General features: G+C 74.0%; 19 protein-coding genes. 12 read left to right on the forward strand and 7 right to left on the reverse strand.

What is annotated here, in order from left to right; genetic code table 11:
- Window positions 1–26: 26 nt before the first annotated feature.
- Complete coding sequence (locus tag SACTE_RS28340) at window positions 27–1523, reverse strand: bifunctional phosphatase PAP2/diacylglycerol kinase family protein (RefSeq protein WP_019993025.1); 1497 nt, start codon at window positions 1521–1523, stop codon at window positions 27–29.
- Between the two features lie 216 nt (window positions 1524–1739).
- On the opposite strand from SACTE_RS28340, the gene SACTE_RS28345 reads away from it, so the two are divergent.
- The 4 genes from SACTE_RS28345 to SACTE_RS28360 all read left to right on the forward strand — a co-directional run bounded on the left by SACTE_RS28345 (window position 1740) and on the right by SACTE_RS28360 (window position 5767).
- The gene (locus SACTE_RS28345; protein WP_026359074.1) at window positions 1740–2513 is read left to right on the forward strand and encodes an IclR family transcriptional regulator; all 774 of its coding nucleotides are present in this window, start codon (window positions 1740–1742) and stop codon (window positions 2511–2513) included.
- Complete coding sequence (locus SACTE_RS28350) at window positions 2510–3358, forward strand: SMP-30/gluconolactonase/LRE family protein (protein ID WP_014049449.1); 849 nt, start codon at window positions 2510–2512, stop codon at window positions 3356–3358. Before SACTE_RS28345 ends, SACTE_RS28350 begins: the two co-directional genes overlap by 4 nt.
- Before the next feature lie 134 nt (window positions 3359–3492).
- Entirely contained in the window at window positions 3493–4731 is a 1239-nt protein-coding gene (locus SACTE_RS28355; protein WP_014049450.1) for a pyridoxal phosphate-dependent aminotransferase, read from the forward strand.
- A gap of 13 nt (window positions 4732–4744) precedes the next feature.
- Complete coding sequence (locus SACTE_RS28360; protein ID WP_014049451.1) at window positions 4745–5767, forward strand: MBL fold metallo-hydrolase; 1023 nt, start codon at window positions 4745–4747, stop codon at window positions 5765–5767.
- 21 nt (window positions 5768–5788) lie between these two features.
- Here SACTE_RS28360 and SACTE_RS28365 read toward each other — a convergent pair whose 3' ends face one another.
- Window positions 5789–6409, reverse strand: a complete 621-nt coding sequence (locus SACTE_RS28365) for a VTT domain-containing protein (RefSeq protein WP_014049452.1) — start codon at window positions 6407–6409, stop codon at window positions 5789–5791.
- Window positions 6406–7182 (reverse strand): MBL fold metallo-hydrolase, encoded by a 777-nt coding sequence (locus SACTE_RS28370; protein ID WP_014049453.1) that lies wholly within the window; start codon window positions 7180–7182, stop codon window positions 6406–6408. Before SACTE_RS28370 ends, SACTE_RS28365 begins: the two co-directional genes overlap by 4 nt.
- A 230-nt stretch (window positions 7183–7412) precedes the next feature.
- Here SACTE_RS28370 and SACTE_RS28375 point away from each other — a divergent pair, with 230 nt between their 5' ends.
- Window positions 7413–7817, forward strand: coding sequence for a hypothetical protein (locus tag SACTE_RS28375; RefSeq protein ID WP_026359073.1), 405 nt, complete (start codon window positions 7413–7415; stop codon window positions 7815–7817).
- Window positions 7818–7938: 121 nt separating this feature from the next.
- Window positions 7939–10071 carry a phage holin family protein gene (locus SACTE_RS28380; protein WP_014049455.1) on the forward strand — a complete coding sequence of 711 codons (2133 nt, stop codon included), beginning with the start codon at window positions 7939–7941 and terminating at the stop codon, window positions 10069–10071.
- Between the two features lie 12 nt (window positions 10072–10083).
- Here SACTE_RS28380 and SACTE_RS28385 read toward each other — a convergent pair whose 3' ends face one another.
- From SACTE_RS28385 to SACTE_RS28395, 3 genes are all read right to left on the reverse strand, one after another.
- A complete protein-coding gene (locus SACTE_RS28385; RefSeq protein ID WP_014049456.1) occupies window positions 10084–11136 on the reverse strand; it encodes a LacI family DNA-binding transcriptional regulator in 1053 nt (350 codons plus the stop codon).
- Between the two features lie 50 nt (window positions 11137–11186).
- Window positions 11187–11789, reverse strand: a complete 603-nt coding sequence (locus tag SACTE_RS28390; RefSeq protein WP_014049457.1) for a DUF305 domain-containing protein — start codon at window positions 11787–11789, stop codon at window positions 11187–11189.
- A gap of 84 nt (window positions 11790–11873) precedes the next feature.
- The gene (locus tag SACTE_RS28395; RefSeq protein WP_014049458.1) at window positions 11874–12806 is read right to left on the reverse strand and encodes a DUF1996 domain-containing protein; all 933 of its coding nucleotides are present in this window, start codon (window positions 12804–12806) and stop codon (window positions 11874–11876) included.
- 230 nt (window positions 12807–13036) lie between these two features.
- Here SACTE_RS28395 and ligA point away from each other — a divergent pair, with 230 nt between their 5' ends.
- From ligA to SACTE_RS28420, 5 genes are all read left to right on the forward strand, one after another.
- Entirely contained in the window at window positions 13037–15151 is a 2115-nt protein-coding gene (gene ligA, locus SACTE_RS28400; protein ID WP_026359072.1) for an NAD-dependent DNA ligase LigA, read from the forward strand.
- Between the two features lie 160 nt (window positions 15152–15311).
- On the forward strand, window positions 15312–16217 hold the full coding sequence (locus tag SACTE_RS28405; RefSeq protein WP_014049460.1) for a rod shape-determining protein: 906 nt from the start codon (window positions 15312–15314) through the stop codon (window positions 16215–16217).
- Window positions 16214–17104: a hypothetical protein gene (locus tag SACTE_RS33810; RefSeq protein ID WP_014049461.1), complete on the forward strand. Its 891-nt coding sequence runs from the start codon at window positions 16214–16216 to the stop codon at window positions 17102–17104. Before SACTE_RS28405 ends, SACTE_RS33810 begins: the two co-directional genes overlap by 4 nt.
- Before the next feature lie 36 nt (window positions 17105–17140).
- Window positions 17141–19468, forward strand: coding sequence for a protein translocase subunit SecD (secD, locus tag SACTE_RS28415; RefSeq protein WP_014049462.1), 2328 nt, complete (start codon window positions 17141–17143; stop codon window positions 19466–19468).
- Between the two features lie 142 nt (window positions 19469–19610).
- Window positions 19611–20354: a YoaK family protein gene (locus SACTE_RS28420; RefSeq protein ID WP_014049463.1), complete on the forward strand. Its 744-nt coding sequence runs from the start codon at window positions 19611–19613 to the stop codon at window positions 20352–20354.
- Here SACTE_RS28420 and SACTE_RS28425 read toward each other — a convergent pair.
- Window positions 20344–21150 (reverse strand): helix-turn-helix transcriptional regulator, encoded by an 807-nt coding sequence (locus SACTE_RS28425; protein WP_014049464.1) that lies wholly within the window; start codon window positions 21148–21150, stop codon window positions 20344–20346. The two genes, SACTE_RS28420 and SACTE_RS28425, sit on opposite strands and share 11 nt — an antisense overlap.
- A 64-nt stretch (window positions 21151–21214) precedes the next feature.
- Here SACTE_RS28425 and SACTE_RS28430 point away from each other — a divergent pair, with 64 nt between their 5' ends.
- Window positions 21215–21520, forward strand: a complete 306-nt coding sequence (locus SACTE_RS28430; RefSeq protein ID WP_014049465.1) for a 4a-hydroxytetrahydrobiopterin dehydratase — start codon at window positions 21215–21217, stop codon at window positions 21518–21520.
- Window positions 21521–21533 lie beyond the last annotated feature (13 nt).

A 21533-nucleotide genomic window follows, 5' to 3' on the forward strand; every position in this document is an offset into this window, starting at 1 on the left:
ATAGGCGTCTCACCATACGAGCGGCATCAGACCGGCCTCGGGCAGTAGACGCTCAGTGCCTCCGGCACCTTGTCGATCTGCAACTCCGTCCCGGAATGCGCGACTTCGCCGTCGTAGGCGTAAGGGGTCCCTTCCGCGAGGCCGGAGACGCGGACCTGGCGCCGCCGTACCGCCGCGTGGACGGGGGAGCGGGTCAGCGGTCCGGCGACCGCCGCCGCGAGCAGTCGGAGCCCCGGTGTACGGCCGCCGTGCACCACGCGTACGTCCAGCAGGCCGTCCGCGAGGTTGTGGCGGCGGCCCGGCGCGGGCCCCACCCGCTGGAACATGCCGTTGCCCACGAAGAGCAGCCACAACGGCCGCCTCCTGCCCTGGAGTTCGGCCGTCAGCGGGCGCTCGCCGCGCAGCGCCTCGTACGCCGCCAGGACGCCGGCCGGCCAGCCGCCGATCCGCGGCGCCCAGCGCTCCCGGGTCCGCACCAGCTCCGGATACACCCCCAGGCTGAACGCGTTGAGGAAGTAGCCGTCCGGCCCCGACGGCCCGTCCGGGCCGGGCCGGAACCGCCCCAGGTCGACCCGGACCGCGTCGCCCGCGGTGAGCGCCATGACCGTGTCGTGCACCGCCTCGATGCCCAGGTCGTACGCGAAGTGGTTGAGGGTGCCCCCGGGGAACACCGCGAGCGGGACCCCGTGCGTCGCCGCGACCGAGGCCGCCAGGTTGACCGTGCCGTCCCCTCCGCAGATCCCCAGTGCCGTGCCGCGCTCGGCGGCTTCCGCCAGGCAGCCGGCGAGGTCGGAGGGCGCGCACTCCATGACCGTGGCGAGCGGCAGCGCGTCACGGACGAGTCCCGCGGTGGCGGTCGCGGTCCCGGACGCCCGGTTGACGACCACCACGAGCCCCTCCCCGGCGGGCAGCGCGGGTGCCTGGGCGGGGGGTCTGCCCGGTGCTGGCAGCTGCCCACGGGTCGGGACGACACCCCGCAGAGCGAACGCCGCCCCTATGCCGAGCGCCGCACCGGCCAGGACGTCGCTGGGGTAGTGGACCCCGGTGTACACCCGTGACGCGGCCACGGCCGCCGCCACCGGCGCGACGACCGCGCCCCAGCCCTTCGACTCCAGGGCGACCCCGGTCGCGAACGCCGCCGCCGACGCGGAGTGCCCGGACGGGAAGGACGTGGTGAACGGCTGCCGCTTCAACCGCCGTATCACCGGCACCAGATCCAGTATCGGGCGCTCCCTGCGCACCGCCTTCTTGGCCACGGTGTTGATCGCCGCCGACGCCAGCGCCAGCGAGGCCACTCCCCGCAGCGCGGCCCTCCGGGACCGGGCGCTGGTGCCCAGCGCCGCCATGCCCGCCGCCGCGCCGAACCACAGCACGCCGTGGTTCGCGCTGCGGCTCAGCCGGGGCAGGACGCGCTCGGCGCCCGGCCAGTGCCGTTCCGCCACGGTCTGGAACGCGGCGAGGTCGTACCGGTGGAGCCGGGCCTGCCAGGACCCGGCCGAAGGGAGTGGGTTCGAAGTCGACATGGCACAGCGAATACCCTGCCGACGGGCCGCGAACCAGGAGGCGCGCACACCCCGATCGGCCGGAAACCCGAAGAGTGACGGCATATGCGGTGGATTGCCCCTATGTCTGATCGCGGGCCGGGTCAGGAGCGTTGCCCGGACAAGTGGCATGCCATTAGCCTGCGTTCGTGATTCCGGTCATTGGCCGGAGGGTCGAACAGAATGGGGTGGGTGATCATGGGGCGACTCGTCCCCGCGGTGACCAGGGCGCTGGACGTACTCGAGCTCTTCCTGCAGAGCGACGGCACCCTGTCCGCCCCCGAGGTCACCCGCAGACTCCAGCTGCCGCGGACCACGGTCCACGAGCTGCTCACCACACTCGCCGCGCGTTCCTACCTGGTCACGGTCCCCGGGCAGCCCGGCCGCTACCGGCTCGGGGTGCGCACCTACCAGCTCGGCAGCCGGTACGCGGAACAGCTCGACCTGGCCGCGGAGGGCCAGCAGGTGGCCCGTGAGGTCGCCGAGACCTGCGGCGAGACGGTCCATGTGGCGATCCTGGAGGACACCGAGGTCATCTACATCGCGAAGGTCGACTCCACCCACGCCGTCCGGATGGTCTCCGCCGCCGGGCGCAAGCTGCCCGCCCACTGCACATCCGTCGGCAAGCTGCTGCTGGCCGCGCTGCCCGAGGCGGAGCTCGACGCCCGGCTCGACGGGCGCGAACTCGTCGCGATGACCGACAACAGCATCACCGACGCGGCGGACCTGCGGGCCGCGCTCGCCGCCGTACGCAAGCGGGGCGTCGCCGTCGAGCACCGGGAGTCCAACCCGGACGTGAGCTGCGTCGCCGCGCCGGTGCGCGACCGCTCCGGGCGGGTCGTCGCCGCGCTCTCCATCTCGGTGCCGATGATCCGCTGGAGCGAGGAGCGCGAGGAGGAGCTGGCCCGGCTCGCCGCGAGCGGCGCCGACGCCCTGTCCGGCCGGCTCGGACACCACCGGGGGCAGGCGTGAGCCCGTCCTGGGACATAGCCGTCCGGGAGCGGGCGGAGCTCGGCGAGGGCCCCACCTGGGACCCGGTGACGGGCAGGCTGATCTGGGTCGACATCCTCTCGGCCCGCGTCCACACCTACGACCCCTCGACCGGCCGCCGTACGGTCATGGCGACCGGACAGCACGTCGGCGCGGCGAAACCCCGGGCGGGAGGCGGCCTGGTGGTCAACCTGCGGGACGGCGTCGGCCTCTACGCCGCCGACGGAGCCTTCTCCTGGCTGGTGACCGACCCCGTGCCCGGGCGGCGGGGCAACGACGCGGCCGTGGCGCCGGACGGGGCGCTCTGGGCGGGCACCATGCGCTACGACGAGGCGGCCGGAGGGGGCACGCTGTCCCGTGTGGCGCCGGACGGAACGGTGGCGCGCATGCCCGCCGCGGTGACCGTCAGCAACGGCACCGGGTGGAGCCCGGACGGCCGCCTCATGTACTACGTCGACACCCCGACCCGGCGGATCGACGTGTTCGACGTCGAGGGCGCCCGGATACACGGCCGCCGCCCCTTCGTCACCGTCCCGCCCGGCCAGGGGTGGCCCGACGGGCTGACGGTGGACGCCGAGGGCTGTGTCTGGGTCGCCTTCTGGGAGGGCGCGGCGGTACGGCGCTACACCCCCGGTGGCCGCCAGGACCGGGTCGTGGAGCTGCCCGTCCGCAGGCCCACCGCCTGCGCCTTCGGCGGCCCCGGACTCCGTGACCTGTACATCTCCACGGCCCGGACCGGTCTCGCGTCCCCGCATCCGCTCTCCGGTTCGCTGCTGGTGCTGCCGGACGCGGGGCGGGGACTGCCCGGGACACCGTTCGCGGGATGACGCACCCCGGCCGGACCGTCGACCGCCCCGCCCCCCAGGAAGCAGTCGGCGCGGAGATCCGGCCGGTGCGCGGGCGCGGGCCGGGGAACCTCCGTATAAAGGCCACAGGGCGACGCGCGCGGAGGAGGTCCGGGATGAACGGGAGCCGGCGGAAGCGGACCGACCCCGTCCGGCAGGACCGCGGCCCGGTCCGGTACGGGCCCCCGGCCCTGGATCCCGGGCTTCCCGCCCTGCCCGAGCTGGTCGGCGTCCTGGCGGCCTCGGCAGGCCGGACCCGGCCCGAACCGCCCGGCGGCGGAACCGCCCTCCGCGAGGCCGCCCGCGCCTACTGGCAGCGCCGGGGACTGCACGGCGGGTCCGAGGACGTCGTGGCCGCCCCGGGCGCCTCGCCCCTGCTGTTCGCGCTCATGGCCGCGTACGGGGGCGACGTGCTGATGCCGCGTCCCTGCCCGGCCGCCTGGATGCCCCAGGCCCGGCTGCTGGGGAGGCCCGCCTACCTGGTGCCGACCCCGGCCGAGTGCGGCGGCATCCCCGACCCGTACGCCCTGCTGGAGACCGTGCGCCGGGTGCGGGCCGAGGGCGGCAGGCCCCGGCTGCTGCTGATCTCCGTGGCGGACGACCCGACCGCCACCGTCGCCCCGCCTGAGCTGGTCCGGGAGGTCTGCGAGGCGGCGGTGGCGGAGGGGCTGCACGTCGTCAGCGACGAGACCTGGCGCGACACCGTGCACCGGCCGCACGACACGGTGCTGCTGAGCCCCGCCGAGATGTGCCCCGACGACGTCACCGTCCTCACCGACCTGGCCGGCGCCCTGACCCCCTCCGCCTGGCCGGTCGCCGTCGCGCGGTTCCCCGGCACCGGGCGCTCCGCCGCCCGCCGCGCCCGGGTGCTCGACGTGCTGACCGCCCTCGGCGCCCTGGTGGCCGAGCCCGTGGCCCGGGCCGCCGCCCACGCGCTGCGGGAGCCGTCGCCCGTCACCGACCGCGTCCGGCGAGCCGCGGCGATCCAGGCGCGGGTGGCCTCCGCCGCGCACCGCGCCGTCCTCACCTCCGGCGCGCTGGCCAGGCCCCCGCAGGCCGGCCGCCACCTCTACGCCGACCTAGGCCCGCTCCGGCCCCGGCTCGCCGCCCGGGGTGTCACGGACTCCATGGAGCTGGAGGAGTACCTGACGGACCGGCTCGGCGCCCCCGCCCCGGGCGGCCACCGGTTCGGCGACGAACTGGGCGCCCTGCGGGTGCGGCTGGGCACCGGGGCACTGCTCGGCTCAACCCCCGAGGAGCAGACCGAGTCCCTCACTGCGGTGGAGCCCCTGCGATTGCCCCATGTGGCACAAGCGCTGAGCATGTTCGCAGCAGCCCTCGAAGAACTCGGATGACGGGAGCCTCTCGATGACGGAACAGACGGAGCGCTCCCGGCCCGGACCGGACCGGTCCGCGGACGGGCCGGTCCTCGGGTCGCGGCCCCTCGGCGAGGTCCGGAGCTGGCCCCGTGGTTTCGCCGACCGGCTCACCGCCCCCCTCCCGGGTGTCAGGGGCATGACTCGACTGGCCCGGGAGCGCGGTATGCGGCCCAATGCCGAAGGGCTCCGGGGCGTCCACCGGCTGCCCTACGCCCCCGAACCCCTGCCCGAGGTGACGGACGGTTCGCTCGCCGTCACCTGGGCCGGGCACGCCAGCTGGGTCGTGCGCATCGGCGGCCTGACCGTCCTGACCGACCCGGTCTGGTCACGCCGCATCCTCGGCACCCCGGCCCGGGTCACCCCGGTCGGCGTCCGCTGGGAGGAACTGCCGAAGGTGGACGCGGTCGTCATCAGCCACAACCACTACGACCACCTGGACGCCCCCACCCTCCGCCGGCTGCCCCGGGACACCCCGCTGTTCGTCCCGGCGGGGCTCGGCCGCTGGTGCAGGCGGCGCCGGTTCACCTGCGTCACCGAACTCGACTGGTGGGAACGAGCCGAACTGGACGGGGTCCGCTTCGACTTCGTCCCCTCCCACCACTGGTCCAAGCGCACCCTCACCGACACCTGCCGGTCCCTGTGGGGCGGCTGGATGCTCGACGACGGGCAGGGCCGACGCGTCTACTTCGCCGGGGACACCGGCTACGGGCACTGGTTCGAGGAGATCGGCCGCCGCTACCCGGGGATCGACCTGGCCCTGCTGCCCATCGGGGCGTACGAACCGCGCTGGTGGCTCTCGGACGTGCACACCGACCCGGAAGAGGCCGTGCAGGCGTACGAGGACCTCGGGGCCCGCGCCATGGCCCCGATGCACTGGGCCACCTTCGTGCTGTCCGCCGAACCGGTGCTCGAACCGCTCGCCCGGCTCCGGACCGCCTGGCAGCGGTCCGGACATCCGCGCGCCGACCTCTGGGACCTGCCGGTCGGCGGCTCCCGGGTCCTGGGGCACTGAGCGCCTCGGCCGCTCGCGCCTTCAGTGCGCCCAGCGTGTCCGCAGCCGGCGCCACACCGCGGGCGCCCCGCTGACCAGCACCGTCAGCACCACCGCTGCGAGCACCCCCTGCCACGGCTCCCGGAAGAGCGAGCCGCCGAGTATCCCGATCAGCTGGTACGTCGCCGCCCACGCCAGACACGCGGGTACGTCGCCCCGGGCGAACTGCCGCAGCGGCATCCGGCCGAGCAGGCAGGCCAGCATCACGGGGATCCGGCCCGCCGGCACCAGCCGGGAGAGCACCAGCACCGCCCCGCCGTGTTCGTCCAGCTTCTGCCGGGCCTGCTCCAGGCGCTCCGGCGCGGCCCGCCGGGTGATCGCGGCCAGCCACTTCGAGCCGTTCTTCGACCGCACCCCCCGCTGCCCCAGCCAGTACAGGCATATGTCCCCGAGGAACGCGGCGGCGGACGCCGCGGCGAAGACGTAGAGCAGCGCGAACGGGGACGTCTGGTGGAACGCCACCACGGCCGCCGAGCTCACCAGGGCCCCCGTCGGCACCACCGGGACCAGCGATCCCAGCGCCACCAGCGTGAACAGGGTCGGATAACCGACCGCCTGCTGGGTGGACTCCGTGGGCAGCTGCCGCAGCACCTCCTGGATCACCGGCGCGCCTCCGGTCTCACGTGCTCGCCGTGACCCAGCCGGTGCACCGCCACCTCCGGAGCCAGCCGCGCCGCCTGCCGGACGAACTCGTCCCCCGGGGCGTGGAACTCGTGCGGCCGGACCCCGTCCATCCCGATCGGCCAGTACGTCCCGTAGTGCACCGGGATCGCGGAACGCGGCGCCAGCAGGGCCAGCGCCTGAGCGGCCCGGGCGGCGTCCAGGTGGTTGTGACCCAGGTAGGGCCCCCAGCCGCCGACCGGCAGGAGTGCCACGTCGACCGGCCCCACCGCCTCCGCCATGGTGTCGAACAGGCCGGTGTCCCCGGCGAAGTACGTCCGCGCCTCGCCCTCGACGACGTAGCCCAGCGCGGGTGCCCGGTGCGGGCCGACCGGCAGCCGGCGGCCGTCGTGCAGGGCCGGGACGGCGCGGACCAGCACCTCGCCGATCCTCACCTCGTCACCCGGGGCGACCTCGGTGATCCGCAGCCCCCGTACCCGCCGCAGCACGCGCAGCCCCGGTACGGCCGCCACCGCCCCGCGGGGGACGACCAGCAGGCTGCCCGGGGCGAGGCGGGTCAGCGAGGGCAGGTGCAGGTGGTCGGAGTGCAGGTGGGAGATCAGGACGGCGTCGGCCACCGCGGCCAGGGGCGGCGGCACCTCGCCGCGGCGGCGGCGCAGATGCGCGAAGCGCCGGGCGAAGAGCGGATCGGTCAGCAGACGGACACCGGAGTCCTCGATCGTGCACGTGGCATGACCCCACCAGGTGACCTCCACCGTGCTGCCTCCTCGTTCCGCCGTTCCGCGCGCACCGGGCTCCGGTGCACCGGTACGAGCGTAGGCGTTCGGCGGGACGCGTATGCCGGTGCGCCCCTGTGCGCCGGTGCGCTCCTACGCGCCCACTGCTGCACGCGTTCGAGCGGCTACGCAGTGCAATGCCCGGGGTAAGATCGAGCGCAGTGTCTCCGTGCGGGGAGACGCGTGGATTCCGGCCCAGGGGGGACGTCATCGGCGAGGTGCGGGTGGCGGCCATCGCCAGTCTGACTCCGCTCGAAGAGCTCGACGGTGATCCGTTCCTCGTCGACACCCGCGGCCAGCACGCCATGTGCGCCCGATGGGCCGCCGATCACGGCTACGTCGTCACCCGGCAGTTCCGGCTGTACGGAATGCGCCCGGACCACCACGCGCTGTGGTCGGACGTGGAGGGCGGCGACGTCGAGCTGTTCGTAGCGCCCAACGACCGCGTGCTCGCCCGGGCCTTCGTCCCGGCGGGGGACTTCGCCGCGGAGTGCGAGCGGCGCGGCGTGCGTCTGGAGTTCGCGGGGCTGGAGGAGCCCGTGTACACGTCCGGCACCAAGGCGCGCGTCCATCGCAGGCTCTCCATGCCTACCGCCGGGTACGACGGCTGCTGACCCGCGACCGGGCCACCGGGCGGCTGTGAAAAGCTGGAAGCGGGCCCTTGACGGCACAGGGCCCGGACGTGAGGTGGACGGCGTGGACGACGGGCGATGGCATACGGCGGGGAAAGCCCTCATGCGCGTGATCGCGGTCTGGGCGGTCTCCACCCTGACCATGCTGGTGCTCGCCGGGATCCTCCCCGACTTCCAGCTCCAGTCCGACGACGGTGACAGCATCACCAGGACCGCGTTCACCGCGGCCTGGGGCGCGGGTGCCTTCGGACTGCTCTCCGCCCTGGTGTGGCCCGTGCTCGTGCGGGCACTGCTCATCGTGCCGGCCCTCGTGCTGGGCGCCCTGGTCTTCTTCCTCAACGGATCGCTGCTGTGGATAGCCCTGCGGCTCATCCCGGACGGCCGGGGCGACGCCAACCCGGAGACCGCGGTCGTCGTCGCCGCCGTGATGTCTGCCGTCGCCTCCGCCGCCTCCACCGCTCTCGCCGTGCGCGACGACGACGCCCACTGGCGAAGACTCTCCCGGCTCGCCGACCGCCGACGGCGGCGCAGCAGCACATCCGACGGGCGCGGCGGCCCTCCGGGCATCGTGTTCGTCCAGCTCGACGGCGTCGGCCACGACGTGCTCCGGCAGGCGGCCGCCGACGGGCTGATGCCGACCGTGGCCGGCCGCATCGCCGACGAGGCCGGTCACCGGCTCACCCCGTGGTTCACCGACTGGTCCAGCCAGACAGGCGCCAGCCAGCTCGCCATCCTGCACGGCAGCAACTTCGACGTGCCCGCGTTCCGCTGGTACGAGAAGGAGACCGGCACCGTCATGGTCTCCAGCAGACCGGCCAGCGCCCTGGAGATGCAGCGCCGCGCCATCGCCCGGACCCACGACGGCGGGCTGCTCACCGTCGACGGGGCGAGCCGGGGCAACCTCTTCAGCGGGGGCGCCACCCAGCTCGCGCTGGTCCTGTCCATGGCCGCCAGACTCGGCAAGGGGCGCCGCTCCAGGGCCGGCTACTTCGCGTACTTCTCGGACCCGGCCAACGCGGTGCGCACCGCCCTGTCCTTCACCGCCGAGGTGGGCCGCGAGATCGGGCAGTCCACCCGGGCACGGATCCGGAAGGAGACGCCCCGCGTCAAACGGGGCGGGCTGTACCCCTTCATCCGGGCGTTCGCGACGGTGGTCGAACGCGATGTCGTCGTCGCCGCCGTCATCGGGGACATGTTCGCCGGGCGCACCACCGTCTACGCCGACCTGGTCGCGTACGACGAGGTCGCCCACCACTCCGGGCCGCACAGCAGGGACGCCGAGAAGGTCCTGACCCGCCTCGACCGCTCCCTCGGCCTCATCGCCAGGGCCGCCGAGCACGCCCCGCGCAGCTACCGGATCGTGCTGCTCTCCGACCACGGCCAGAGCCCCGGGGAGACCTTCGCCGGGAAGTACGGCCTCACGCTCAAGGACCTCGTCCGGGCGGGCTGCGGGCTGCCCGTGCCCCGGCGCGCGCAGCGCACCCGCAGCGCCTCCGAGGCGCGGGACGCCGTGCGCATCGCTCTGCACCGGCCGGTCGACGAGCAGGAGGCGGAGCACCAGGCCGCCCTGTCGGACCCCGTCGTGCTCGCCTCTGGCAACCTCGGCCTGCTCTCCTTCCCGGACATCGAGGGCCGGGCCTCGCGCGAGGAGATCGACCGGCGCCACCCCGCCCTGCTGGGCACGCTCGCCAACCACCCCGGCATCGGCTTCCTGCTCGTGCGGAGCGAGGAACACGGCTCGGTGGTGCTCGGACGCGGTGGGGCGGAGGTGCCGGTGCCGGAGCTGACGGACGGGGTGGGGCCGCTCGCCGGATACGGCACGGGGGCGGCGGAGGCGGTGCGGCGTACCGACTCCTTCCCGCACGTGGCCGACGTCATGGTCAACTCGATGTACGAGCCGGAGACGGGAGCCGTGCACGCCTTCGAGGAGCAGATCGGCTCGCACGGCGGGCTGGGCGGCGAGCAGTCCAGGCCGTTCCTCCTGTGGCCGCGTACGCTCACCGATCCCGTGGACGCCCTCGCCGCCGAGGGCGAGGGCCCGGTCACCGCCGTGGTGGGGGCCGAAGCGGTCCACCGGGTCCTCGCGCACTGGATCAGGGAGCTCTCCGGCCCCCAGGTGCCGCTGGCGGAGCAGAGCTTCACCCGGGGCCCGGTTCCGGGGGCGGACGGTGCCGCACCGGGCGGGGCCGACGCGGTGCCGGGCGCCGACGACGCCGTACCGGGCGCGCGCGGCTGACCCGGCCGGACGTCAGGCCGACGCGCGTTTCACCAGCGTCGGATGGAAGACCGCCGAGGGGACGGGGCCGCCCGGCCTGCCGATCTGCTGGAGGAGGAGCCGGGCCATCTCCGCCGCCATCTCCTCCACCGGCTCCCGCACGGTGGTCAGCGGCGGATCGCAGGCCACCGCCGCGCTGCTGTCGTCGAAACCCACCACCGCCACGTCCGAGGGCACCTCCTTGCCGGCCCTCAGCAGGACGGGCAAGGACCCCAGCGCCATCAGGTCCGAGGCGATGAACACCGCGTCCAGGTCCGGGCGCCGGGCCAGCAGCCCGCGCATCGCGGCGGCCCCCCCGGTGTGGGTGAAGTCGCCCTCGGCGACCGCCACGTCCTCGATGCCGTGCCGGCCCAGCGCGTCCAGGAAACCGGTCAGCCGTGCCTGTCCCGCCGGCATGTCCTGCGGCCCGGCCACCGTGCCGATGCTCCGCCGGCCCAGGGACGCCAGGTGGTCGGCGGCCAGCTGGGCGCCGGCGCGCTGGTCGGCCTCGACATAGGTGAGCGGGGACGGCCGCAGGGGACGGCCGGCCAGGACGGCGGGCAGCCTGGTGTCCTGGACGAGCCCGGGCAGCGGGTCCTCGGCGTGGGTGGAGATCAGGACCACCCCATCGACATGGCCCTGGCGCAGGTACGACAGCAGCTGGTTGCGCGAGCCCTCGTCGTCGGCCAGCATCAGCACCATCTGGATACCGGCCGGGCGCAGCACCTCCAGCAGGCCGCTGACCACCCGGCCGAAGTACGGGTCGGAGAACATCCGGCCGATGAACGGCTCGGAGACCGGGCGCCGTTCGCGTTCGGACACCACCACGGCGATCGAGTCGGTCCGCCGGGTCACCAGCGAACGCGCCGCACGGTTCGGTACGTACCCCGTGGTGGCCACCGCCTCCTCGACCACCCGCCTGAGGGCCGGGTCCACCGTGGTCGCACCGTTGATCACCCGTGACACCGTGGCCCGGGAGACGCCCGCGACGGCGGCCACGTCCTCCAGGGTCGTGGGGCGCACGGGCGGCGAAACGTCGGCAGTCATGCAGTCTTTATACCGGCTGGTCGGACGGGCGTGCGAAGGGTTGCGGCACGTCAGCCGGGCACTCCCGGGAATTCCTCCAGTTCGGCCAGCTGCTCCTCACGCGCGGCGACGAGGGCCGTCGCCCGCTCCTTCGCCTCGGCCGAACCACCCGCCGTGGTCTCGGAACGCGAGACCTGCGCGGACTGGCGGAGGTGGTCGCGGATCTCCGTCACCAGCAGCCGGTCGAACGCGGCGCCCTCGGCGGCGTCGGCCCGTTCGAGATCGGTGGCCGTCACCATGCCCGGCATCTCGTGCCCCTTGTGCACATCGGTGTCCGGCAGCCCCATGCGCTCCCGCAGCCCGGTCAGCGCCGTCAGTTCGGTCCGGTGCGCGGCACGCAGGCGGGCCGAGAGGGACCGCAGGGCCGGGTCCGAGGACTTCGCCGCCGCGAGGTCCAGCAGGGCCACGGCCCCTTCGTCCATGGGGATCATCAGCTGGAGCCAGGCCGAGTCGGTCGGGTGACCGGAAGGGGTGGGGGCGGCGGTTGTGGCCGTCGGCCGGGGCGGTGCGGCGGCTCCGGAGCCGGGAGCCGGTTCGGCGGAGCACGCGGCCGTGCCGGTCAGCAGGGCAAGGCCGAGCAGGAGCGAGGTTCCTGTGCGACGAGCGTCGTTCATCGGTGTCCTCGGGTGGGGCGTCCGCCCGGGGCAGCGAGCCCCGGGCGGACACCGTTCGGAACTGCGGTGTGAGCGGACGAGCCGTCAGGGCTTGCCGTCCGCACCGCACTTGACGATGGCATTGATGCAGTCGCGCACCCGCTGCGCCATCTCCGCCTCCGGCCACACGTTGAAGAAGTCACCGTGCATGGTGTAGCCGGGTCCCGACGCCAGCCTGAAGCGGGCCGGGTCGCCGTTCACGGGGTAGCGCAGCACCTGGCGCAGCTTGGGCACCGCGACCGGGTGGGTCGAGGGGCAGGCCCCGCCCACCGGGTAGGCCATGTGGCTCTTGTGATCGGCCGAGTCCAGGTCCTTGCCGTTCCAGCACTGGGGGAAGTCCAGGTAGGACTCCAGCATCGAGCCGGCGGGGCAGTTGACGAAGTCGTGGGACGGGTTGACCTCGCCGTGGTGCAGGCACGACCAGCGCGAGATCGTGTTGTCGTTCGGCCCGGTCGCCACGGCGTTGCCCGCGACGATCCGCAGACCGCGGGGGAGCGGCTGGATCGTCCGGATGACGTCGTCCCGGACGCCCTCACCCAGGTAGTAGAAGGTGGTGCCCGTGGGCTCCACCTCCTTGTCACCGTCGTACAGGGTCGGGACCCAGTACGAGGAGAGGTCGGTCACCGGCGAACAGGTGGTGCCGCCCCTCTCCAGTGACGTCAGGTCGGAGTGGGCGTCCGTGGAGTCGTTGCCGAAGAAGCTGTGCATGTGCGAGGCGCCGGGCAGGCCGGGGAAGACGATCGGGTCGTTCGGGCCCCGGTGGTTGTACGGGCATTCGGCGAGGAACTCGGCGACCCTCACCACGTCCGCGGCGGCCTTGGGGGCGTTCGCCGTCGGATCGGGGGCGGCGCTGCCGACGTTCGTCTGGAGGAAGGAGAGGGCGAGGGCCGCGGCGGCGAGCCCCGCGATTCTGTAGCGCCACGGCGGCAGGGTCCTGCGGCCGCGGTTCTCGGTCGTGCGTCGGTTTCGGAAGAGCACGGCACTCCTGTCTGAGGAAGTGGGGTTCCTGATCGGGCCCGGGGGATGGGCGAGAGAGCGCTCTCTCGGGTGAACGTAGAAGCGTGTCGAAGGCATGTCAATAAGTTGCGCAGACGTTTCCGCCACCTGCCTGTTCGGTTGATCCGATGCCATGTCATATGGGAGAGCGCTCTCTCGCCCGAGGGGTGGAGGTCGGACGGAGGGCGTTGTCAGTGATGGACGGCAGGATGATGCCCATGACGACGAACTCAGCTGTTGTGCTCGCCGATACCGCCTCGTACGCCGCCGCGGTCGAAGAGGCGACACAGGCCGCCGCCGCGTACTACGCCACGGGCGAGAGCCTGCTCGACGACGACGCGTACGACCGCCTGGCGCGGGGCATAGCCGCATACGAGGCGGAGCACCCGCAGGAGGTGCTGGCCGCCTCGCCGACGGGGAAGGTCGCGGGCGGCGCGGCGGTCGGCGACGTGCCGCACACGGTGCCCATGCTCTCCCTGGACAACGTGTTCTCCGCCGAGCAGTTCGTCACCTGGACCGCGTCCGTGGAGCGGCGGATCGGCCGGCCCGTCGCCGCCTGGAGCGTGGAGCCCAAGCTCGACGGCCTCGCCGTCGCGGCCCGTTACCAGCAGGGGCGTCTCGACCGGCTGATCACCCGGGGGGACGGCACGGCCGGTGAGGACGTCTCGCACGCCATCGGCACGGTGCTCGGTCTGCCCGAGCGGCTGAACGAGCCCGCCACCCTCGAGGTGCGCGGCGAGATCCTCATGACCGACGAGCAGTTCGACGCCGCCAACGCCGCACGTACGGCACACGGCGCCGCCCCGTTCGCCAACCCGCGCAACGGCGCGGCGGGCACCCTGCGGGCCAAGGACCGGCCCTACCGCGTCGAGATGACCTTCTTCGCCTACGCGGCCCTCCCGCTGCCCGGCTCCGGCACGTCGGCGGAGACCCTGACCGGCCTCCCGCACAGTGAGGTCCTCCGCCACGTCGCGGGGCTCGGCGTGCGCACCGCCGCGGACACGGCGGTGGCGCCGCGCACCGCGGGGACGGTGGAGGAGGTGCAGGCGGGGGTGGAGGACATCGCCGGGCAGCGCGCCACCCTGCCCTTCGGGATCGACGGCATCGTGATCAAGGCCGACCTGGCCGCCGACCAGCGCGACGCCGGCACCGGCACGCGGGCACCGCGCTGGGCCATCGCCTACAAGCTTCCGGCGGTCGAGAAGGTCACCCGGCTGCTCGGCGTCGAGTGGAACGTCGGCAGGACCGGCATCATCGCGCCGCGCGCGGTGCTGGAGCCCGTGGAGATCGACGGATCCACCGTCGGCTACGCCACGCTGCACAACCCGGCCGACATCACCCGCCGCGACCTGCGCCTGGGCGACCAGGTGATGGTCTACAAGGCGGGCGACATCATCCCCCGTATCGAGGCGCCCGTCGCCCACCTGCGGACGGGGGAGGAGCGGCCCATCGAGTTCCCGCAGTCCTGCCCGCAGTGCGGCTCCGAGATCGACACCAGTGAGCAGCGCTGGCGCTGCGTCCGGGGCCGTGACTGCCGTCTCGTCGCCTCCGTCTCGTATGCGGCGGGCCGCGACCAGCTCGACATCGAGGGTCTCGGCGCCACCCGGGTCGTCCAGCTCGTCGACGCGGGTCTCGTCGCCGACTTCGCCGACCTCTTCACCCTGGAGCGGGAGCAGTTGCTCGGACTGGAGCGGATGGGTGAGACGTCCACCGACAATCTGCTGGCCGCTGTGGAGACCGCGCGCAGCCGCCCGCTGTCACGCGTCTTCTGCGCCCTCGGCGTCCGCGGCACGGGGCGTTCCATGTCCCGCCGGATCGCCCGTCATTTCGCGACCATGGACCGGATCGCCGCCGCCGACACCGAGGCCCTCCAGCGGGTCGACGGCATAGGCAAGGAGAAGGCCGCCGCGGTCGTCGCGGAGCTGGCGGAACTGGCTCCGCTGATCGCCAAGCTGGTGGCCGCCGGGGTCAACATGACCGAGCCCGGCGCCACGCCGCCGCCGGACCCCGGGACCGAGGCGGACGAGGAGAGGGCGGGCGCCGAGGGCGTGAGCGAGGGCGCCGGTGGGACAGGACTGCCGCTCGACGCGATGACCGTCGTGGTCACCGGCGCCATGACCGGCGTCCTGGAGAAGCTCTCGCGCAACGAGATGAACGAACTGATCGAGCGGGCCGGCGGGAAGGCGTCGTCGAGCGTGTCCAAGCGCACGAGCCTGCTCGTGGCCGGTGAGAAGGCCGGGTCCAAGCGGACCAAGGCGGAGGGGCTGGGGGTCAGGATCGCCACACCGGACGAGTTCGCGGAGCTGGTCGGGTCGTTCCTGGGCTGAGCCGGGCCGAGCCGGACAGGATGGGCCGCAGTGCCTTGGAATTGTGGAGGGAGTGGCGTTCTTATGCCCGATATTGCATAGTGAGGGCTCGGTCATGCCTCGCTATCAGCGGGTCGCGGAGTGGTGAACGGCTGCGGTGTCGGGCCAGGGGTGAGGGACGATGCGTACTGTGCGCGACGGACGGCCGCGCGGCCGTTCCGTACACCGGGGGAGCGGCGGGCCCGACGCCGGCGTCCACCGCCTCGGTACCGCCCGGCGTCCCGGTGCCGCCCGTGGACTCGCCGTCGACCTCGGCAGCTCCGGCGCCCGCGCCTGGGTCCCCGGACGAGGGCTGGTCGCCTGCACCGTCTGGGACGACGGACCCGGCCGACCGGTCCGCCGCGGCCGTATCGTCGATCCGGAGGCGTGCGGACGGCTGCTCGCCCGCCTCGCGGACACGGCGCTCGGTACCGACCGGCACGGAAGCGTGATCGTCCTGAGCCATCCGGTGCTGGCCGGCGCGGAGCACCGCAGCCAGGCGAGGGATCTGCTGGACGCCCTCGGCTCGTCCGGAGCGGTCGTCCTCAGCAGCGCCAGAGCCGTCGCGGCCTGCGCCGAAGGGCCCGACAGCGGGCCCTTGCTGGTGGTCGACATGGGGGCCGAACTGACCGAGGTCACCCTGCTCGTCGACGGACGGATCGCCGACGCCCGCCAGGCCGAGACCGGCCTCAGCGATCTCGGTGGTCTCAGTGGTCTCAGTGGTGAGCTCAGCGATCTCGACGGTGGGGAAGCCGGGGCGATGCCGGCCCAACTCGTCGGGAACGTACTGGATATGATCATGTCCATGTGGCGTCAGGACAGGCACGGAGCGGTGCGCGGTGCGCTGCGCCGGGGCCCCGTGCTGACCGGCGGCGGAGCGCTGCACACCGACGTCACCCACCGGATCGCCGCGCGCCTCGGCACGCCCGTACGCCTCGCCGGCGACCCCTCGACCTCGGTCGTACGGGGCGCCGGTCTCATCCTGGACTCCGTGCTGCGGCACACCGGTGCGGGCACGGTGGCCGTCCTCCCGGGCCGACCGAGGTGAGCCCCCTCCCGGGGGCGCCCCGGGGGAACGCGCCCCCACGGGGCCGGCCGGCCGCACCGGCGCAACGAGTACGCCATGCGCTCGCCGCACTGCTCCTCGCCGTCCTCACGCTGGTCGGCGGCACGCCCGCCGCCGTGGGCGCCGTGCCCACCGTGCGGGGCCTGACCGCTCAGGCGCTCTCCACCACTCAGGCACCCTCCGCCGCTCCGTCGCCCTTCGGCACGTGGCCGTCCTCGGCCGGGCAGGTGCCCGCCCCGCACGGCCCGGTCCTGGTCCCAGCGCGCGATCTGCGGTCCGGTCAGGTCGGTGAGGCCCAAGCGGCCGGGACCGCCGCCGCGTCTCTGCCCTCGACGCCCCGGACGGCGGAGGCGGACCTCCGGATCTCCCCCGCCTCCCCGGCCTGTGCCGGGCTGTCCGCGGCGCCCCCGCCGGGCCCTCGGGAGACACGCGGCTCCCCGTGCCCGCCCCGCCCGCACCTCTCCGCTTCCCCCGTCCCCACTTCCTCCGCCTCCGCCGTGCCCCTGGGCGTGGGCTCCGCGGCCGACACCGCCCGGCTGCCCGGCGGCCCGGCGGGCGCGTGGGCCGAGGCGGTGTCGGCGCCGTCCGGCTGGTGGACCGGCACCTCCGCGCCCGGGCCGCGTGCCGGGGCCGACCGGTCGCACGCCCCGCAGCCCGTCCCGCCGCCCGGCGCGGGCGTCCTCGCCCCGAGGCCGTTCGCCCTGCCCGTGCCGCGCGCCCTCCTGGGCGGGGCGGGCGGGCCCGCCCTCCTCGCGTCCGGCCGGAGCCGTGCGGCGCTGCCCGGCGTGCGAGGTCCTCCCGGGGGGACGGCCGGTCACCCGGCCGACCACCGGTCCTGTTCCACAGACCCGTCGTACCGCCTCCGCTGAGCGAGGGCGGCCCGGCGCCCCCTCGGAGGATCCCCCATGACTCGCGCCACCGCGGTGCGAGCGGTACTGGCCGCGGCCGTCCTGCTCGTCTCCGTGTACATCACGCTGACCATGTCACCCAGACTCGGCCTCGACCTTCAGGGCGGCACCCGCATGGTGCTGCAGGCGAAGGACTCGGACACCGCGACGGCGGACCGCGACAGCACCGACCGCACCCTGGAGGTGCTCCGCCAGCGCGTCGACTCGCTCGGCGTCGCGGAACCGACCCTGACGCGTTCCGGCGAGGACCGGATCATCGTCGAACTCCCGGACGTCCAGGACCCGCGCCAGGCCGCCGAGGTGCTGGGCAAGACCGCCCAGCTGAGCTTCCACCCCGTCCAGGGCCCCGGGACCGAACCGGCGGCGGACGACAAGGAGAAGGACGAGGGGGAGGGGAGCAAGGCCGGGCCGACGCTCCCCGACGAACAGGGGGATCTGCTCGCCCTCGGCCCCGTACGGCTCTCCGGCGCCGGGGTCAAGGACGCCACCGCGAGCTTCGACGCCCAGCAGGGCACCGGGTGGAGCGTGTCCCTCGACTTCCACAAGGACGCGGGGAAGAAGTGGACCGGCCTGACCGGCGAGGCCGCCTGCAACCCGGTCCAGGACGAACGCCGCAGGGTCGCCATCGTCCTCGACGGAAAGGTCATCTCCTCCCCCCAGGTCTCCCCGTCGGTCGGCTGCAACGTCGGCCTGCCCTCCGGGTCCACCCAGATCACCGGCTCCTTCGGCGCGGACGAGGCCCGGGACCTCGCCCTCCTCATCAAGGGCGGATCGCTTCCCGTCCCCGTGGAGATCGTCGAGCAGCGCATCGTCGGCCCGACGCTCGGTGCCGCCGCCATCGACGCCAGCGCACGGGCCGCCCTCATCGGCGCCGCGGCCACCGCCCTGTTCATCACCGTCATGTACCGGCTCTTCGGAGCCCTCGCCGCCCTCGCCCTCGCCGCCTACGGTGTCATCTCCTACGCCGCGCTCGTCGTCCTCGGAGTCACCCTGACCCTGCCCGGGCTGGCCGGATTCGTCCTCGCGATCGGGATGGCGGTGGACGCCAACGTCCTTGTCTTCGAACGGGCCCGCGAAGAATGCGCGGACCGGCCGAACCGTACGCTGCTCTCCGCACTCACCGCCGGATTCCGCGGCGCCTGGAGTGCGGTCGCCGACTCCAACGTGACGACCCTGATCGCGGCGGGCCTCCTCTTCTTCCTCGGCTCCGGACCGGTCAAGGGGTTCGGCGTCACGCTCGCCATCGGTGTCATCGCCTCGATGTTCTCCGCGCTCGTCATCGCCCGGGCGCTCACCGAGATCGCGGCCGGCTCCCGGTTCGTCAGCGGCTACCGGGGGGTCAACGGCATCGCGCGGCCGGGCGCCGTCCGCACCCGGCTCAACGCACGCGACCCGCAGCTCTTCCGTTCTCCACGCCGCTGGCTGGCCTTCTCCGCCGTGCTGGTCGCCGTCGCCGTGGCCGGAATCGTCGTACGCGGCGTCAACCTCGGCGTCGAATTCACCGGCGGCCGGCTCGTCGAGTACTCCACCAGCCGCCCCGTCGACGTGGAGAAGGCCAGGGACGCCCTCTCCACCGCCGGGTTCGGCGACGCGGAGGTCACCACGGCGGGTGACGGGGACCTGTCCGTACGCACCGGGAAGCTCGACGACGACGGCGAGCGGGCGGTACGGGCCGCCCTGGCCGAGGAAGGGGGCGAGGCCACCAAGATCCGGGACGAGCTGATCGGGCCCAGCCTCGGCGACGAACTGCGGCGCAACGCCCTCATCGCCCTCGGCGTCGCCGTGTTCGTCCAGCTCGCCTACCTCGCCGCCCGGTTCCGCTGGACGTTCGCCGTCGCCTCGGTCGGGGCGCTGGTGCACGACGTCATCATCCTCGTCGGCGCCTTCGCCTGGCTGGGCCGTACCGTCGACGGCATCTTCCTGGCCGCTCTCCTCACCGTCATCGGCTACTCCGTCAACGACTCGGTGGTCGTCTTCGACCGGGTGCGGGAGCTGTGGGCGAAGAGCAGGCGCACCCCGCTCCCCGACATCGCCAACCGCGCCGTCCTGCAGACCGTCCCGCGCACGGTCAACACCGGCATGGGCGCGCTGTTCATCCTGGCCGCCCTGGCCGTGCTCGGCGGTGACTCGCTCGCGGACTTCGCGCTCGCCCTGCTGATCGGCATCTGCGTGGGCACGTATTCCTCGGTGATGACCGCCGTGCCGGGCGCGCTGCTCCTGGAGACGAGCAGCAAGGCGCCGCCGCCGGCCCGCAAGCGCGCGCCGGGGCGCAAGGTGTCCCGGCAGCAGCGGCGCGACCCGCTGGACAACGGGGCGCGCGTGTAGCGGACCCACCGGCCGGGAGACGGTCGGACCGGCCGTACGCGCCGGGCAGGGGCAAACGGGCCCCGCCCGGCGCGTACGGCCGGCCCCGCAGCCGGGCTGCGGCACAATCCGGAGCACATCCAGTGATCGGAGTGTGCCGCGCATGCCCGTCGTCCTGCGTGAGGCCTGGGACACCCTCGTACCGGACATGACCGGGCGGCACGGACCACTGCCGCCGATGATGCTCGCGCTGACCGTGGTGACCGGGCTCGTCGACGCGTTCAGCTATCTGCTGCTGGGCCATGTGTTCGTCGCCAACATGACCGGCAACGTGGTCTTCGGCGGCTTCGCGCTCGCGGGCGCCCCCGGCTTCTCGCTGCTCGCCTCGGCGGTGGCGCTCGTGGCGTTCGTCGTCGGAGCGGTCTCCGGCGGGCTCGCCGTCCATGTGGCCCGCACCCACCGGGGCAGGCAGATCCTGTACGCCCTCCTCGCCGAGACGGTGTTCGTCGCGGTGGCCCTGGTCGTCACCGCGGTATCGGGCGGGCCGTACACCGGAGGTGTGCGCTTCACCCTCGTCGCCCTGCTCGGGATCGGCCTCGGTGTGCAGAACGCCGCCGCCCGCACCCTCGCCGTGCCCGACCTCAAGACCACCGTGCTCACGCTCACCATCACCGGCCTGGCCGCCGACAGCCGGCTCGCCAGGGGGCCCGGCAGCCGAGCCGGGCGCCGGCTCCTCTCGGCGGCGGCCATGCTGACCGGTGCCTGCTGCGGCGCGCTGGCCGTACTGAACGGCCACCCGGCCCTTCCCCTGCTGGGCGCCGTGGTCCTGCTGGCCGTGGCGTCCGCCTGCGCGGCCGCCCTGCTCCGCAGCGACGCCCCCTGGACAAGGCCCCTCGTCACGGCATGAGCGCGCGCAGATGGGCGGCGGTCTCACGGTCCGCCGGCAGGAACGTCTCGATGGCGAGCTCCGCGACGGTCACGTCCATCGGGGTGTTGAAGGTGGCGATGGAGGAGAGGAACGACAGCACCCGGCCGCCGTGCATGATCCGGAGCGGCAGCGCCGGCGACGGGACGCCCGTCTCCGTCACACCGGGGCCGACCGGCGGGGGTTCGGGCGCGGGGTAGGCCGCGACCTCGTCGTACAGGGCACGCAGCCGCGAGGAGCGGAGCAGGGCGATCTGACGTTCCATCTGGGCCAGCAGATCGGCGCGCCACTCCGGCAGGTTGAGGATGCGCGGGGCCAGGCCCTCCGGGTGCAGGGTCAGGCGCATGGCGTTCAGCGGCGGGACGAGCAGGTGCTCCGGGACACCGTCGAGCAGTACCCCGATGCCCCGGTTCGCGGCGAGAACGGTGTACGTGGCGTCCACGACCAGCGCCGGATACGGCTCGTAGCCCTGGAGCAGCCGCTCCACCGCCTCCCGCACGGCCCCCATCGCCGGGTCCTGGAGCGGGGTCTCCGCGAACCGAGGCGCGTAACCGGCCATCACCAGCAGCGCGTTGCGTTCCCGGACGGGTACGTCGAGGTGTTCGGCCAGCCGCAGCACCATCTCCTCGCTGGGACGCGAGCGGCCCGTCTCCACGAACGAGATGTGCCGGGCCGAGGAGTCCGCGCGCAGCGCCAGTTCCAGCTGGCTCATCCGCCGTTGCTCCCGCCAGCCGCGCAGCAGCGGCCCTACCCCCGTGTCGAGCGCGACAGTTGTCATAACCAGACAGTAACGTCACGGCCGAAGACGTCCGCAACCGATTCCCGGCAGGAGCCGCCGAACGATGCCCGCCGAACCGCTGTCCGCGCACGACGTCGAGACCGGGCTGCGCGACCTGCCCGGCTGGGAGCGGGACGGGGACCGGATCGCCCGGACCTACCGGCTCCCCTCCCACTTCGCGGCTGCCGCGCTGACCGTCCACGTGGCACAGATCCAGGAGGAGCTCGACCACCACTCCGAACTGACCCTGGGCTACCGCACCGTGCGCGTCGCGGTGCACACCCATGACGCCGGCGGGGCGATCACCGCCAGGGACCTGACCCTGGCGGGCCGGATCGAGGCGGCCGCCCCGGGGCACGGCGCGGAGTGATCCGTCCACCGGT

The organism is Streptomyces sp. SirexAA-E (genome assembly GCF_000177195.2).
Classification (GTDB): domain Bacteria; phylum Actinomycetota; class Actinomycetes; order Streptomycetales; family Streptomycetaceae; genus Streptomyces; species Streptomyces flavovirens.